The organism is Corynebacterium vitaeruminis DSM 20294 (assembly GCF_000550805.1).
In the GTDB taxonomy this organism is placed as follows: domain Bacteria; phylum Actinomycetota; class Actinomycetes; order Mycobacteriales; family Mycobacteriaceae; genus Corynebacterium; species Corynebacterium vitaeruminis.
In genome coordinates this window covers 1,241,752-1,256,420 of sequence record NZ_CP004353.1, presented here as the reverse complement: position 1 = coordinate 1,256,420, position 14,669 = coordinate 1,241,752, and the positions used below count along the sequence as shown (strand labels likewise).

The 14,669-nt window shown below is 67.8% G+C and carries 12 protein-coding genes; 3 read left to right on the top strand and 9 right to left on the bottom strand.

Going from position 1 to position 14,669, the window contains the following annotated elements:
• Nucleotides 1–4: 4 nt before the first annotated feature.
• The 5 genes from B843_RS05835 to rho all read right to left on the bottom strand — a co-directional run bounded on the left by B843_RS05835 (nt 5) and on the right by rho (nt 5,972).
• The gene (locus B843_RS05835) at nt 5–1,183 is read right to left on the bottom strand and encodes an MraY family glycosyltransferase (RefSeq protein WP_025252582.1); all 1,179 of its coding nucleotides are present in this window, start codon (nt 1,181–1,183) and stop codon (nt 5–7) included.
• Nucleotides 1,184–1,834, bottom strand: coding sequence for an L-threonylcarbamoyladenylate synthase (locus B843_RS05830; RefSeq protein WP_025252581.1), 651 nt, complete (start codon nt 1,832–1,834; stop codon nt 1,184–1,186).
• Between the two features lie 156 nt (nt 1,835–1,990).
• Nucleotides 1,991–2,812, bottom strand: coding sequence for a peptide chain release factor N(5)-glutamine methyltransferase (gene prmC, locus B843_RS05825; protein WP_038595332.1), 822 nt, complete (start codon nt 2,810–2,812; stop codon nt 1,991–1,993).
• 73 nt (nt 2,813–2,885) lie between these two features.
• On the bottom strand, nt 2,886–3,956 hold the full coding sequence (gene prfA, locus B843_RS05820) for a peptide chain release factor 1 (RefSeq protein ID WP_025252579.1): 1,071 nt from the start codon (nt 3,954–3,956) through the stop codon (nt 2,886–2,888).
• 6 nt (nt 3,957–3,962) lie between these two features.
• Nucleotides 3,963–5,972 (bottom strand): transcription termination factor Rho, encoded by a 2,010-nt coding sequence (gene rho / locus B843_RS05815; RefSeq protein ID WP_025252578.1) that lies wholly within the window; start codon nt 5,970–5,972, stop codon nt 3,963–3,965.
• 488 nt (nt 5,973–6,460) lie between these two features.
• On the opposite strand from rho, the gene B843_RS05810 reads away from it, so the two are divergent.
• Together B843_RS05810 and B843_RS05805 are read left to right on the top strand one after the other, a co-directional pair.
• Nucleotides 6,461–8,182, top strand: coding sequence for a long-chain fatty-acid--CoA ligase (locus tag B843_RS05810; protein WP_025252577.1), 1,722 nt, complete (start codon nt 6,461–6,463; stop codon nt 8,180–8,182).
• A 245-nt stretch (nt 8,183–8,427) separates the two neighbouring features.
• Complete coding sequence (locus tag B843_RS05805; protein WP_038595329.1) at nt 8,428–9,759, top strand: MFS transporter; 1,332 nt, start codon at nt 8,428–8,430, stop codon at nt 9,757–9,759.
• Nucleotides 9,760–9,853: 94 nt separating this feature from the next.
• Here the strand turns inward: B843_RS05805 and B843_RS05800 are convergent, their stop codons facing one another.
• Genes B843_RS05800 through B843_RS05790 form a run of 3 tightly spaced genes read right to left on the bottom strand, consistent with a single transcriptional unit; the run spans nt 9,854 to nt 12,670 of the window.
• Nucleotides 9,854–10,357: a cupredoxin domain-containing protein gene (locus tag B843_RS05800; RefSeq protein ID WP_025252575.1), complete on the bottom strand. Its 504-nt coding sequence runs from the start codon at nt 10,355–10,357 to the stop codon at nt 9,854–9,856.
• Between the two features lie 13 nt (nt 10,358–10,370).
• Nucleotides 10,371–11,576, bottom strand: coding sequence for a hypothetical protein (locus B843_RS05795; RefSeq protein WP_025252574.1), 1,206 nt, complete (start codon nt 11,574–11,576; stop codon nt 10,371–10,373).
• A complete protein-coding gene (locus B843_RS05790; RefSeq protein ID WP_025252573.1) occupies nt 11,573–12,670 on the bottom strand; it encodes a hypothetical protein in 1,098 nt (365 codons plus the stop codon). Before B843_RS05790 ends, B843_RS05795 begins: the two co-directional genes overlap by 4 nt.
• A 195-nt stretch (nt 12,671–12,865) precedes the next feature.
• Between B843_RS05790 and B843_RS05785 the strand changes: the two genes are divergently transcribed.
• On the top strand, nt 12,866–13,585 hold the full coding sequence (locus B843_RS05785) for a helix-turn-helix transcriptional regulator (protein ID WP_025252572.1): 720 nt from the start codon (nt 12,866–12,868) through the stop codon (nt 13,583–13,585).
• A gap of 94 nt (nt 13,586–13,679) precedes the next feature.
• Here the strand turns inward: B843_RS05785 and thrB are convergent, their stop codons facing one another.
• Entirely contained in the window at nt 13,680–14,603 is a 924-nt protein-coding gene (thrB, locus tag B843_RS05780; RefSeq protein WP_025252571.1) for a homoserine kinase, read from the bottom strand.
• Nucleotides 14,604–14,669 lie beyond the last annotated feature (66 nt).

Here is a 14,669-nt window from a genome sequence, read left to right as displayed (position 1 = left end):
GGAGCTAGCGGGGAGGCTCTTCCGCGACCACCCGGGTGGTCGCGGCGCTCTGCTCCCGCGCGCGGCGCGCGGGTCCCCGGGTGGCCAGCAGCGCCACCGCGGCCGCGAGAAGGATGCCGATCGTTGCCACCAGCGGCGGCACCACGGAGAACGCGACCGCCCCGAAGGCGACCACGGACACCCACAGGTAGAGGACCAACGCCACCCTGCGGTGGGTGTGACCGAGGGAAAGCAGCCGGTGGTGCAGGTGCATCTTGTCGGCCGTGAACGGCGACATACCCTTGCTCATGCGGCGCACGATCGCCATGACGAGGTCCAGCATCGGCACGAACACCGCCGCGGCCACCACGATGATCGGCGACATGAGCGCCACCATGTCCGCGGTGCCGTAGAGACCCATGTTGATCTTGCCGCTCGCCGAGGTCGACGCGGCGGCGAGCAGGAAGCCGATGAGCATCGAGCCGGAGTCGCCCATGAAGATGCGCGACGGCTCGAAGTTGTGCGGAAGGAAGCCCGCGCAGATCCCCACGAGCGAGGCCGCGATGATGGCCGGCGGGTAGGCGGAGACCATGCCGCCCTGGTCGTGGAGGATGGTGAGCGAGAAGATGAGGATCGCCAGCCCCGCGATCATGCCCAGGCCGGCCGCGAGCCCGTCGAGGCCGTCGACGAAGTTGATGGCGTTGATGAGCGTCACGGTGAAGATGACGGTGACGAAGGTGGACACCGTCTGGTCGAGGAGGAGGGTCGTGCCGTCGCCGAACGGGACGAAGAGCAATGTCCACGTCAGCCCGAGGAAGCTCATCACGGCGGCGCCGAGGATCTGCCCGATCAGCTTGGTGATCGCGTCGAGGTCCCAGAGGTCGTCGATGACTCCCACGACGACGATGACGAACGCCCCGGCGACCACCGCGCTCATCTCCGGCGTGATGGGCTGGAAGCCCCGAGTCAAGGCTGGAAGCTGGCCCGCAAGGAAAACCGCGGCGAGAAATCCGGCGAACATGGCCAGCCCGCCCAGGCGCGGCTTGGGTTGGGTGTGCGCGTCGCGCTCGCGGATCTCCCCCACTCGCCCCGTGCGCACCATCCAGTAGCGCACTAGGCCCGTGGTGAGGTAGGTGAAGGCGGCCGCGACGAGAATGACCAAGGCCAGTTCTCGCATCGGCACGCCAGCGACACCCGCACCCATCTAGCGGATGCTCTCCGGGTCCACGCCGAGCACCTCGGCCACGCGCTCGGCGGAGATCGCGCCCTCACGCAGGATCTTCGGGTGTGAGCCGGACAGGTCGATGATCGTGGAGGCGACACCCACCGGGGTCTCGCCGCCGTCGAGGTAGACGTTGACCGCAGCGCCGAGCTGCTGCTTGGCCGCCACGGCGGTGGTGGACGGCGCCTGGCCAGAGATGTTCGCGCTGGACACGGCCATGGGACCGGTCTCACGCAGGAGCTCGATGGCCACCGGGTGCAGCGGCATGCGCAGCATCACGGTGCCCCGGGTGTCGCCGAGGTTCCACTGCAGGCTCGGCGCCTGCGGAACGACGAGCGAGAGCCCGCCCGGCCAGAAGGCCTCGATGAGCGTGCGCATCTGCTCGGTGTAGTTGGCCACGAGCCCGCGCGCGGTGTCCCAGCTACCCACGAGCACCGGGACCGGCATGTCGGGGCCGCGGTGCTTGGTGGCCAGCAGCTTGGCAACGGCCTCGTTATCGAAGGCGTCGCAGCCCAGTCCGTACAGGGTGTCCGTCGGCATCACGACGAGCCTGCAGCTCTTGACCGCCCCCACGGCAGCCGCGATAGCGGTTGCACGAGTCTCGGCATCTGCACAGTTATAGATTCTGCTCATCGTCTCTTTCCACAGATAAAGTTCACGAGCGCGGGTCATCCCGGCGCTCACATCATGTCGGCGCGCTCTCGGCGCACCCGCACACATTCTACTCCCCCGGTCCCCGGCCTCCGCGCGATGCGTCGCCGTTTCCGCATCGCTTTCGCTTGTCGACGTCTATAGCGCCCGCCGCCCGATCACGAAGCGGTCCCGGCCGGTGAGATCCGCCATCGGGCGGACCTCGGTGAGCCCGGCCCCGCGCAGGGCGGCCTGCACCAGCTCGCTGGTGGTGTCGTCGTGCTCCACGCCGACCAACCCGCCGGGTGCGAGGAGGCGGAAGAGGTTCGGCGCCATGGCGTCGATAAGCTCCATGCCGGAGGCACCGGAGAAGACCGCCTCGTGGGGGTCGAAGTACACCTCGGGGGCAAGATCGGGGCTCTCGGGGACGTACGGGGGGTTGCTCACGACGAGGTCGAAGCGCTCCCCGGCGAGCAGCGTCGGGTCGGCGGCGTCGGCTTGGAGGAGACGCACGCGGTCCGGGAGGTTGGCGCGGGTGAACGCAAGCGCCCCGGAGGACAGCTCCACGGCGGTGATCTCGGCCTCGGGGAGGTAGTGAGCGACGTAGGCGGCGAGCGCACCGGACCCGGAACACAGGTCCAGAACCTTGATTTTCCCGCCTGGCGCGGTGCGAACCGCCCAGTCCGCGAGCACCTCGGTCTCCGGCCGCGGGATGAACACCCCCGGGCCCACCTTTAGCTCCAGCGGGCCGAACCACGCACTGCCCAGGATGTGCTGGAGTGGCTCCCGCGCCTCGCGACGGGCTACGAGCCCGGAAAACGTTTCCGGCATCGGCTCGCCGCGGCGCAGGCCCACCTCGAGGGGTTCGCAGCCAAGCGCGAAGGCGGCCAGCGCCCGTGCGTCGTGCGCCGCGCTGTCCACCCCGGCGGCGGCGAGCCTGGTCGTGGCGTCGGCGAGCGCCTGGCCCACGGTGTCGGTCATGCAATTCCTCCTAAAGAAGAACAACGGCGGGGCGGCAAGATCGTGCTTGCCGCCCCGCCGGGGTGGGACGCCGTTACTCGGCTTCCAGTCGCTCGGCGCGCTCAGCGGCGCGGAGGGCGGTGAGAAGGTCATCGAGGTCGCCGCCCAGGACGGAGTCAAGGTTGTTGGCCTTGAAACCGATGCGGTGATCGGTGATGCGGTTCTCCGGGAAGTTGTAGGTGCGGATGCGCTCGGAGCGGTCCATGGTGCGGATCTGCGCGGCGCGCCCCTCGGCGGCCTCAGCGTTGGCCTCCTCCTCGGCCATCGCCTGCAGGCGCGCGGCCAGCACCTGCATGGCGCGGGCCTTGTTCTGGATCTGCGAGCGTTCCTTCTGACAGGTCACCACGAGGCCGGTCGGAAGGTGGGTGATGCGCACGGCCGAGTCGGTCGTGTTCACGCCCTGGCCGCCCTTGCCGGAGGAACGGTAGACGTCGATGCGCAGGTCCTTCTCGTCGATCTCGACCTCGCCGATCTCGTCCGGCTCCGGGTAGACCAGCACGCCGGCGGCGGAGGTCTGGATGCGGCCCTGGGACTCGGTGACGGGCACGCGCTGGACGCGGTGCACGCCGCCCTCGAACTTGAACACGCTCCACGCGCCGTCGCGGGACGGCTGCTTGGCGCGGATGGTCAGCGTCATGTCCTTGACGCCGCCCAGGTCGGACTCGGAGACGTCGAGCACCTCGGTGGCGAAGCCGTGCTTATCGGCGTAGCGCTGGTACATGCGCACCAGCTCGCCGGCGAACAGGGCCGCCTCCTCGCCGCCCGCACCGGCCTTGACCTCCATGACGATGTCGTCGCCGTCGTGGGGGTCGCGGGGTGCCAGCAGGTCGGCCAGCTTCTCCTCGTTGTCGACCACCTCGGCCTCAAGCCGGGTGACCTCGTCCTGGAAGTCGTGGTCCTCGTGCGCCATCTCGCGGGCGACCTCGAGGTCCTCGCGCGCCTGCACCAGCGCGTTGTTGACGTTGATGATCGGCTGCAGCTCGGAGTAGCGCTTGGACAGCTTGCGGAACAGCACCTGGTCGCCCACGGTCTCGGGGTCGGCCATCTGCATCTCGATGCCCTGGTACTCGGAGACGATGTCGTCTACTGCGGAAACTTGTGACATCTAGACTTAGTCCTCCTCGGACACTGCTGCCATCGTCTGGGAGCTGGCGATCTGCATGAGGAACTCGCCGTTGCTCTTCGTCTTCTTCAGCTGCTTGATGAGCAGGTCGATGGCCTGCTGCGGGTCAAGCGCGGAGAGGATGCGACGCAGCTTGTGCATGATCTTGGCCTCCTCAGGGGCGAGTAGCAGCTCGTCCTTGCGGGTGCCGGACGGGTTGACGTCCACGGCCGGGAACACGCGGCGCTCGGAGATCTTGCGATCCAGCTTGAGCTCGGCGTTACCGGTGCCCTTGAACTCCTCGAAGATGACGGTGTCGCCGGCGGAGCCGGTCTCGACCATCGCGGTGGCGATGATCGTCAGCGAGCCGCCGTTTTCGATGTTACGGGCGGCGCCGAGGAAGCGCTTCGGCGGGTACAGGGCGTTGGAGTCCACACCACCGGAGAGGATGCGGCCGGACGCCGGGGAGGAGTTGTTGTACGCGCGGCCCAGGCGGGTGATCGAGTCGAGCAGGATCACCACGTCCTGGCCCTGCTCCACCAGGCGCTTGGCACGCTCGATGGCCAGCTCCGCCACGGCGGTGTGCTCTGCCGGCGGGCGGTCGAAGGTGGAGGCGATGACCTCGCCCTTCACGCTGCGCTGCATGTCGGTGACCTCTTCGGGGCGCTCGTCGACAAGCACGACCATGAGGTAGCACTCCGGGTTGTTCGTAGAAATCGCGTTGGCGATGTTCTGCAGGATGGTCGTCTTACCGGCCTTCGGCGGGGAGACGATGAGTGCGCGCTGTCCCTTGCCGATCGGCATGATGAGGTCGATGACGCGGGTGGTGAGGATCTTCGGATCCGTCTCCAGGCGCAGGCGCTGGTTCGGGTACAGCGGGGTGAGCTTGGCGAACTCGGGGCGCGCCTTCGCTTCCTCCACGGTCATGCCGTTGACGGAGTCCACGCGCACGAGCGGGTTGTACTTCTGGCGGTTGCGGCCGCGGCCGGAGTGGTGCGCCTCGCCGTGCATGCGGACCTGGCCGGTGATCGCGTCACCCGCGCGCAGGCCGAAGCGGCGCAGCATCTGGGTGTTGACGTAGACGTCGGCGGGGCCGGCGTGGTAGCCGGAGGTGCGCACGAACGCCACGTTGTTGTCCACGACGTCGAGGATGCCGGCGATGTCCTGCAGCGCCTCGTCCTCGCGCTGCTCGTTGCCGCCCTCGTTGTTGTTATTGTCGCGGTCGCGGTCACGCCCGCGGCGGTTGCGCCGGTTGCGTCGGCCGCCGCGCTCCTCGCGGTTGTTGTTATTGTTGCGCTCTTCGCGCTCGCCGCCTTCTCGCTTTTCGACGTTTTCCGCAGGCTGGGAAGCGGAATCCTGCGCCTGCTCGGCGGGAGCCTCGTTGGTGCGCTCGCGGCGGTTGTCGCGGCCCTCGCGGTTGTCGCGTCCGTCGCGGCCCTCACGCTGCTCGCGGCGGGCACGGTTGCGGCGCGCGCGGCGGGCGGCGGAGCGGGACTCGTAGCGGGTCTCCTCATCGCCGGACTCGGCCTGCTTCGGTTCCTCCTTGGCGGGCTCCTCCTGGGACGTGGGCTCCGCGGGCGCCTGCGCGGCCTCTACGGTCTCCTCGTGGGTGGCGGTGGCGAGCTCGGCGGACTCGTGGCGCACGGCGCGGCGGCGGCGCGGCTTCTCCTCCTGCTGCTTGTCCTCGGCGGGGGCCTGCTCGGGGGCGGGGGCCTCAGTCTTGTCGGCCTTCTCCGCCTTTTCTTCCTGCTCGACCTGCTTCGGGGCGGCCTCGGTAGCCACAGGAGCCTCAGTAGCCTCCTGAGCGTCGGCGGTCTGCGCGGGCTCGGCGGGAGCCGCGACCTTCTTTGCCGGCTTCTCAGCCTGACCTGCCCCCTGCGCGCCGGAGATGGCGGCAATCAGGTCACCCTTGCGCAGCGCCGAGGTGCCCTTGAGGCCCATGTCGGAGGCGATCTTACGCAGCTCGGGGAGACGCATTGCAGCGAGATTACGCTGTGCGCCGTTATCTGTATCAGTCACAGATGTCCTTTCGTGTGCTTGCACCAAGCGACCCAGGAATGCACGCAGTGGGGCACCCCGGTTGTCGTCTTCGCTCCAGGAAAGAAGGGAGCGGGAATGTAGACGAGGGAATGAAAGCGTCTAGCTTGGCAGCATCCTTATGGAAAAGTGTCGAGGAATCGACGTCATTTTTTGTTGGCAACCACGCGCCGCTTGCGCGCTGATGAGCAGCGCGAGCGCTAGTGATGTGAACCTTCGCCCTACCCGCAGGCAGCCGCTTCACACTAAAGGGAGCGGGGCGGGGGCAGGGGCACATCGTTTGGCTCGTGCCCGGTGCGACATGCATCCTGACGGGCACTCCACAAACGCGCAAACGAATGTTCGCCCCCAAGTGTAGACCACCTTCGCGCCATTGTCGTAACTCGGCGCGATTTTTCGCGTAGATTGCGGCCGGGGCCGTAGGCGTCGACAAGCGAAAAAAGCCTGAAGACTGGGTTAAGCTCAAAGTCATGCTTTCGACGATGCAGGACCTCCCGCTGAACGTGTCACGAATCTTGACATACGGATCATCCATCCACGGGGACACGAAAACCACCACGTGGGAGGGCGACGAGCAGCAGCAAACCACCTATCACGAGATCGGCGCGCGCGCCGCTGCCCTAGCGCACGCGCTGCGCGACGAGCTCGGCATCGTCGGCGATAAGCGGGTGGGAACCTTCATGCACAACTGCGCGGAGCACCTCGAGGCGCTGTTTGCGATCTCGTGCATGGGAGCGGTGTTCAATCCGCTCAACAAGCAGCTGATGAACGACCAGATCCGGCACATCATAAACCACGCCGAGGACGAGGTCATCATCGCCGACCAGCGACTGGCCAAGCAGCTGGGCGCGATCCTTTCGGGCGGGTGTCCCAGCGTGCGGGCGGTGGTGTTCATCGGCCGCAACGACATCGGCGCCGCCGCGAACTACATCCCGGACGGCATCGCCTGCTATTCCTACGAGGCGCTTCTCGACGGCCGCTCCACCGATTTCCCGTGGCCGGTCATCCCCGAGACCCACGCCGCGGCGCTGTGCTACTCCACCGGAACGACGGGCGCGCCGAAGGGCGTGGTCTACTCGCACCGCTCGATCTACCTGCAGTGCATGAACCTGCGCACCACCGACTCGCTCGCCATCATGCACGGCCAGACGTTCCTGTGCTGCGTGCCGATCTATCACATCCTGTCCTGGTGCGTGCCGGTGGCGGCGTTCATGTCGGGCACTCCCCTGGTCTTTCCCGGCTCGGACCTCTCGCCGCAGTCGCTGGCGAGCATCATCGCCCACGCCCACCCGCGCGTGGCCAACGGCGTGCCCACCATCTGGATTCAGCTCATGGTGCACTACATCCACAACCCGCCGGAGCGCATGAGCCTCCAGGAGATCTTCGTCGGCGGATCCGCGGTGCCTCCGGTGCTCATCAAGCTGTGGGAGGAGCGCTACGGCGTCGATATCGTCCACGTGTGGGGCATGACCGAGACCCTGTCGATCGGCACCGTGGCCCGCCCGCCGTCGGGTGCCAGCGGCGAGGCGCGCCAGAACTACCGCGTCTCCCAGGGGCGCTTCCCCGCCTCGCTCGAGTACCGGGTGGTCAACGACGGCGAGGTCGTCGCCTCCACCGACCGCAATCAGGGCGAGATCCAGGTGCGCGGCAACTGGGTCACCGCGAATTACTACCATTCGCCTGCCGAGGAGGGCGCCGGTGCCGCCTCGACGTTCCGCAACAAGGAGGTCGACGACGCCCCCGACCAGTTCACCGCCGACGGCTGGCTGCGCACCGGCGACGTGGGCTCGGTGACCTCGGACGGCTTCCTCACGATTCACGACCGCGCCCGCGACGTCATCCGCTCCGGCGGCGAGTGGATCTACTCCACGCTGCTGGAAAACGAGGTCATGGCGGCGGCCGTCGTGGTCGAGTGCGCGGTCATCGGCTACCCGGACAAGAAGTGGGGCGAGCGCCCGCTGGCCGTCACCGTGCTGGCGGAGGGCATCGAGCCGAACCGCGAGACCGCCGAGCGCCTGCGCGACAAGCTGCGCGAGACCTTCCCGAGCTGGATGCTGCCGGAGTACTGGGCGTTCGTCGACTCGATCGACAAGACCAGCGTGGGCAAGTTCGACAAGATCGACCTACGCCAGCACGTCAAGGACGGCGACTTCAAGGTCATCGCGCTCAAGGGTCCGGGCCACCGCTCGTAGTCGGCGAACCCGGGCGAGGCGCCTGCCGCCGAGAACGAGAATTAGGCGCGTCCCCTTCGCGACCGGCGAGGGGCTCACTTCCGCGCGACGCCGCCCACGGCGACTTGCGCACGCTTCGATGAGTCTCGCGGTATCGGCCACCTTTTGGTGCATGTTCGCACCCACACAATGTGCGTCTTTGTAACCCGCGACACATGTTGTATCTTAATCGATGTACCTTTCGGTTAACAGAAAGGTGGCTCACCGTGAGTTTGACTACCGCAACCAGGCCAGCACCGACTGCGGCCCCCATCGAATGGCGCACGGTCAAGGCCATCTTCGCCGCCTCCTCCGGCAACCTCGTCGAGTGGTTTGATTTCTACATCTACGCCTTCTTCAGCGTCTACTTCGCCGAGCAGTTCTTTACCGGCACCGGCCAGACCGGCTCGCTCATGAAGTCGGCCGGCGTGTTCTTCGTCGGATTCCTCATGCGCCCGATCGGCGGCTGGCTCTTCGGCCGCATCGCCGACCGCTACGGCCGCAAGCGCTCGATGCTCATCGCCATCTCCATGATGTGCGCGGGCTCCCTCATGTTCGCGGCGCTGCCCACCGCGGCCACGGTCGGCGCACTCGCGCCCGTGCTCATGCTCATCGTGCGCTGCATCCAGGGCCTATCGGTCGGCGGCGAGTACGGCTCCACCGCCACCTACATGTCCGAGATCGCCTCCACCGGACGACGCGGGTTCTACTCCTCCTTCCAGTACGTCACGCTCATCGGAGGCCAGCTGCTGGCCAGCCTGCTTGCGGTCATCATGACCTCCGCCTTAGGTGACGAGGCCATCACCAACGGCTGGTGGCGCCTGCCCTTCGTCATCGGCGCCCTGGCCGCCGTGGTCTCCCTGTGGCTGCGAAACGGCCTGGAGGAAACCGCATCCGACCAGGAGCTCAGCGTGGAGGGCGCGGGCTCCCTGCGCGAGCTCTTCCGCCACCCGCGCTCCTTCTGGGTCGTGTTGGGCATCACCTCGGTCGGTTCGCTGACCTTCTACACGTACACGACCTACATGCAGAAGTACCTCATCAACACCGCCGGATTCAGCAAGGGCGACGTGGCCCGCACGATGACGATCTGCCTGTTCATCTACATGATCATGCAGCCCATCGTCGGCGCCTTCTCCGACCGCGTCGGCCGCAAGAACATCATGATCGTCTTCGGCGTGTTCTCCCTCTTTGCGACGATCCCGGCGTTCATGCTGCTGGGTCACCAGTCCTCGCTGGTCTCGGCCGCGGCGATCATCATCGTCATCCTCGCCTTCGAGTCCTGCTACACGTCGATCTCCGGCATCCTCAAGGCGGAGATGTTTCCCATCCACATCCGTGGCCTGGGCGTCGGCTTCACCTACGCAGTGGGCAACTCGCTCTTCGGCGGCTCCGCCGAGTACGTGGCGCTGGGGCTGAAGAATGCCGGCCACGCCAGCCTGTTCCCGGCCTACGTGACGATCATGGCGGCCATCGGCCTCGTGGCCATCTCGTTCCTCCACGACAGCCGCTCCCACTCCACGATCGATAATCCCCACGGCAGCGCGTACAAGCGGAAGTAGCCGCGACGCGCACAAGAAAACGGCGCCCTCCGGCCGGTGAACACCGAGTTCCCAGGCCGGCGGGCGTTTTTTGCTGCGCGAAAAGGGGTCGCGGCTAACTCACCGCGACCGAGAAGGTCATCCCCGCCTGCCGGTGGCCCGCCACGGTACACCAGCCCTCGAGGTCGGAATCAACCACGCCGAGTTCGAGGGTGACGGTGTCCCCCGGCGCGATGCGCCCGCTGTTTCTGCCAGCAACCTCGAGGTCGTGGGTCATGGCGTCGGCGTTCGTGATCTCGAGCGCCACCTCCTGACCTGCGGGAACGGTGATCGAATCCGGCACGAAACGCATGTCGGAAGCCTCGATGTGATACACGGTGGCGGTGCTCGAGACAGCAGCCGTGGCCGAGGACGCGCCACCCTCCGCGGCGCCCGGCGCGCTCAGCGCCCGCAGCCCCGGCAGGGCGAAGACGAGGACCGCCACGAGCGCGAGTCCCACCAGCGCCCACGCGGCCCACTCCGGCGAACGGGTCTCGGGCGGCTGGGACGCCTGCGCGCCCAGGGAGATGCCCGCCGAGGGCTTCGGTGTTTTCGGCGGCTGGCCGATGGGGATTGTCATGTCCTTGTCCTTCCTATGCCGATCGATATTGAGTGGCCACGGCCCGCGCCACGGCGGCGAAGCTCCACACCAAGCCCAGCCCCATGCAGGCAAGCCCCAGGACCCGCGGGTCGCCGTCGGGGGCGGCGAGGCTCGTGAGCGCGCCCAAGTTGACCAGCACCAACCGCGCGGCGCCCGTGCGCTGGGCCCGTTCCCGCGCGGCCGGCCCGCGGCCGACCAGCGTCGGGGTGAGGAACTGCAGGACGCTCACGATCGTCTGCACGAGTCCCCCGCCCACCAGCGCGGGGGCGATGAGCAGGGTCACCGCCCGCGGGTTGAAGCCGGTGGCGAGGGCTAGGCCGTCGAGCACCACCAGCGACAGCATCCAGCTCAACCCCGCCATGACCCCGAGCGGGGCCGAGCTAAGCCGTGAGCGCCCGCCCATGAGCTGGCTCAACACGGGCACGATGAGCTGTGCCGCGGCGACCGCCACGAGCAGGAGCGCCGCGCCCGCGAGGGCGAGCTGCCCGAGCAGCAGCGCGATCTCGGCCGCGCCGAGGGCCAGCGCGTGAACGGTCAGCGCCCTGCCGCAGCGCGAGCGCGCCGCCGCGGAGATCGGCGTGCCCGTGAGCGTCGGCAGCAGGGTGACCACGGTGGCCTCCATCGCCAGCAGCACGAGCCCCCAGATCATCGCCCGCGAGTGCGCGGCGATGACGAGGTTGTAGCTGCCCGCGCCGTGGCTCGCGCCGATCGCGAGCCCGATCGCCCAGACCATGAATCCCGCGCCCACGACGTAGAAGGGCACGGTCACCGCGAAGGTCCCGGCGAGCGAGCCGCGCAGCCGCACGACCGTGACGACGATCTGCGAGCCGGTGGCCACGAGCACGAGGGTCGCGCCGATGTCGGCGGTGGGCGTCCAGGTGTTCCCGGCACCACCCGCGATGAGTGCCGCCAACCCGAGTTGGACGAGCACCACCCTCGCGGCCACGCCCGCATAGCCGGTGCTCGCGGTGCGGGTGAGCGCCTCGGTGAAGTGGGTCATGTAGGTGAAAAGAGCCGTCGTCACCACACCGAGGGTGAACGAGTGGACGGCCAGCCACCAGGAAAGATCCGCGCCGAGCCAGCGCGCGACCGCGATGGCGATCCCGGCGGCGAGCCAGCCCAGCATGATGAGAGCAACGGCGGTGTGCCACCACCCGCGGGCGGCAAGCGATCGGTCCCGAATATCGAGGGTGCTCATCGCTTCCCCTTCCCGCGATTACTTATTCCGCTAAAGATCCCCGTCGCTATGAAGCCCAGCACCGCGACGATGGTCACGATCGCCCCCGCGCGCCAGATGCCGTCGTGCCGCAGCAGGTCGCCCGCCCCGAGACGAATGAGCAGCCCGCCGTGCAGCAGCACGACCGGGGCGTACAGGATGGGGTGGTACGGGAGATTCTTCCTGATAACGGCCCCGAGGATGATTGGCGCGTGCGCAAAGATCATGGAGATGACGAACCCGAGGAAGACCCCGTGCACGCAGGCGTCGTAGGCGAATCCGGTGGTCCTCAGGCCGAAGAAGGCGATCGCCAGCCCTGCGACGACGAGCCACCCGTAGCCGAGCAGCATGCAGGCGGCGGAAAACCGCGGCAGCTTCGAGGTGCGCACGAGGTTTCGCGCCACGTCCGCGCGCAGGCTGGCGACGGCGACGGCGACCAGGAGCAGGCCGAACACCCGCTCGATCGAGGTGGCCAGCGCACCCACGGGCGCCACCACCGCCGCCGCGAGCAGGGCGAGGATGAGGACGGTGATGGTCTCCTCGCGGTGTCCCCTGCTGAACGAGAGCCGCGCGAGCTCCACCCGCTCGCCGATGATCGTCGCGACGGTGAACATCATCGCCAGCCCCAGCGCGTCGGTAAACACTCCGGCCTCGGCCCACCGGAGCGCGGCGAAGACGGCCGCCACGGATCCGGCCGCCTGGATGATGAGCGCGAGGGAGCCTTGGCGTCGATAAGCCTCGGCGTAGACGCCCGTGAGCACCGCAAACGAGACTGCCCACGCCGCGCCGGGAACCCACACCGGCGCGTGCAGGAAGACGGCGGCGACGGCAATGGCGCTTGCGATGGGCGCGCCCCACCCCCACCACCGGCGGATCGCCACGGCGCGCTCGAGGGCGATGGCGCCGCCGACGAATCCGAAGACCATGAGCGGGCCGTGGCTCGAGGCGAGGCTCGAAAGCGGCCGATGCCCGTTGTAGCCAAGCAGCACGGTCGCGGCGTAGAGCCCGCCGAGCAGCGCGAGCCCCGCCGCCAGCAGCAGCGCGAGCCGTCCGAGTGGCGTGCGAATCTTTTTCACGATTTTTATCGTAGTTAATGTAGGCTGAGAAAGAAAAGGTTGCATTTGCTTGACGACGCCTACGGTTTTCACCCCCATGTAGCATTTTCCCGGGTTTTGCGAATAAAAGATAGAATCTTAGAAAATGTTGAGGATAAGCGCGGGCCCACACAGCCAGTGCGCCCGAACGAGACCGACCATAGACAAGGCCCACCCATGAGTAAGAAGGTTGCTCCCCGCCCCGCCACCGAGCTGTTCCCGGAGTCTTTGAACCTCAGCCCGAAGCAGCGCCAAGTGCTCGACACCCTGGGCACCTTCTCCCACGGCGCCAAGGTCGGCGACGTCGCCAAGGCGCTCGGCATGCACATCAACACCGCCCGCGGACACCTCGACGAGCTCGTCGACCGCGACGCCGTGGTGGCCGTCCCCACCGCAGCGACCGGCCGGGGCCGCCCCTCGCTCATCTACTCCGTGCGCATCCCCGACAACCGGGCCGTGGCCCGGGAGTACCTCACCCTCATCGAGGTTTTCGCCGCCCAGCTGGCCGACCAAGATTCGGCTGAAGCCAAGGAGACAGCGCTCGCAGTCGGCCGGATGTGGGGCACCCGCATGAAGCAGGAGGGCTACTCCGCTCGTGACATGCAGTCCGCGGTCACCAACCTCTTCCAGCACCTGCGCCAGATGGGCTTCGATCCCACGGTCGACCAGGCCACCGAGGAGGCGGGCGAGGTCAACGTCACCATGCACTCGTGCCCGTTCGTCCTAGCCAACCACAAGCCGTCGATGTTCCTGTGCATGATCCACCAGGGTATGCTCAACGAGTTCGTCGGCGATGACTCGGTCAACCTCAAGCTCAAGCCCTTCGACGCCCCCGGGTGCTGCACCATCGCGGTCACCGGCGTCGCAGCCGCCGATGCCGTGCCCGCTGCGAGCTAGCCGGAGCGCACGCCCCCCAGCTAGGCCATTGCGCCTAAAACATCGAAAAACCGCCGTGGACGAAAACGTCCGCGGCGGTTGTGGCTTTTCGCCCCTACTTCACCTCGACCTTGACCGGCCCGGCGACCTCGAGCTGCAGCACCCGCAGCCCCTCGTCGCGAGCTTGGTCGAGGATCTTCTCCTCCACCGGCTTGGTGGACAAGACCATGACGGTCGGGCCGGCGCCCGAGAGGTAGGCCGCGTACCCGCGATTGCGCAGGCGGTTGACCCACTCCGCGGTCACCGGCAGCACGTCTGCGCGGTAGGGCTGGTGGAGGCGATCGCGGGTGCCCTCCCACAGAAGCTCCGGGTGCTGCTGCAGGGCCACGGTCATGACGGCCACGCGGGAGACGTTAAACCGGGCGTCGACGTGGGTGACATCGCTCGGGAGCACCCGGCGCACGGCCTCGGTGGAGGCGTGGAAGCTCGGGACCAGCGCGGTGGCGTGGATGGACTCGTGGACCGGGATGCTCACCGCCTTGTACTGCGGCTCGGTGCGACCGTCGACCGGGATCTCTGTCCAGGACACGACGGCCTTGCCCAGCACGGATGCCGCGGCGTTGTCCGGGTGCCCCTCGAAGGAGGAGGACAGCTGCACCACCTGGGCGTCGGTGAGCGGGAAACCGGCCAGCCCGTTGGCGGCGCTCACGCCCGCGACCGCGGCAGCCGCCGAGGAGCCGAGCCCACGGGACTGCGGAATGTTGTTGTGGCAGACCACACGCAGGCCCGGAACCTCGCAATCGGAGGCCTTGAGCCCCGAGCGAATCGCCTTCACCACGAGGTGGGAGCCGTCCAGCGGCAGCTCGCCTTGGCCCTCACCGAAGACCTCGACCTCGAGCCCCGCGGGGATGACCTCGACCTCGACGGTGTCGAAGAGCGACAGCGCCATGCCCAGGGTGTCGAAGCCCGGACCCAGGTTCGCGGACGAGGCCGGGACGGTGACGGTGACCTTCTTCCCCACCGGGATCTCGATTGCCATGGAAGTTCTAAAGACCTTTCTTGAAGATGTGCGGACGCCCGCCGTGAAAGCGCGCGTCCGCGAAGG

What these genes read in the sequence shown, in the direction of transcription:
- B843_RS05835 (WP_025252582.1), bottom strand. Translation starts at nt 1,183, where the DNA reads ATGGGTGCGGGTGTCGCTGGCGTGCCGATGCGAGAACTGGCCTTGGTC.
- B843_RS05830 (WP_025252581.1), bottom strand. Translation starts at nt 1,834, where the DNA reads ATGAGCAGAATCTATAACTGTGCAGATGCCGAGACTCGTGCAACCGCT.
- prmC (WP_038595332.1), bottom strand. Translation starts at nt 2,812, where the DNA reads ATGACCGACACCGTGGGCCAGGCGCTCGCCGACGCCACGACCAGGCTC.
- prfA (WP_025252579.1), bottom strand. Translation starts at nt 3,956, where the DNA reads ATGTCACAAGTTTCCGCAGTAGACGACATCGTCTCCGAGTACCAGGGC.
- B843_RS05810 (WP_025252577.1), top strand. Translation starts at nt 6,461, where the DNA reads ATGCTTTCGACGATGCAGGACCTCCCGCTGAACGTGTCACGAATCTTG.
- B843_RS05800 (WP_025252575.1), bottom strand. Translation starts at nt 10,357, where the DNA reads ATGACAATCCCCATCGGCCAGCCGCCGAAAACACCGAAGCCCTCGGCG.
- B843_RS05795 (WP_025252574.1), bottom strand. Translation starts at nt 11,576, where the DNA reads ATGAGCACCCTCGATATTCGGGACCGATCGCTTGCCGCCCGCGGGTGG.
- B843_RS05785 (WP_025252572.1), top strand. Translation starts at nt 12,866, where the DNA reads ATGAGTAAGAAGGTTGCTCCCCGCCCCGCCACCGAGCTGTTCCCGGAG.
- thrB (WP_025252571.1), bottom strand. Translation starts at nt 14,603, where the DNA reads ATGGCAATCGAGATCCCGGTGGGGAAGAAGGTCACCGTCACCGTCCCG.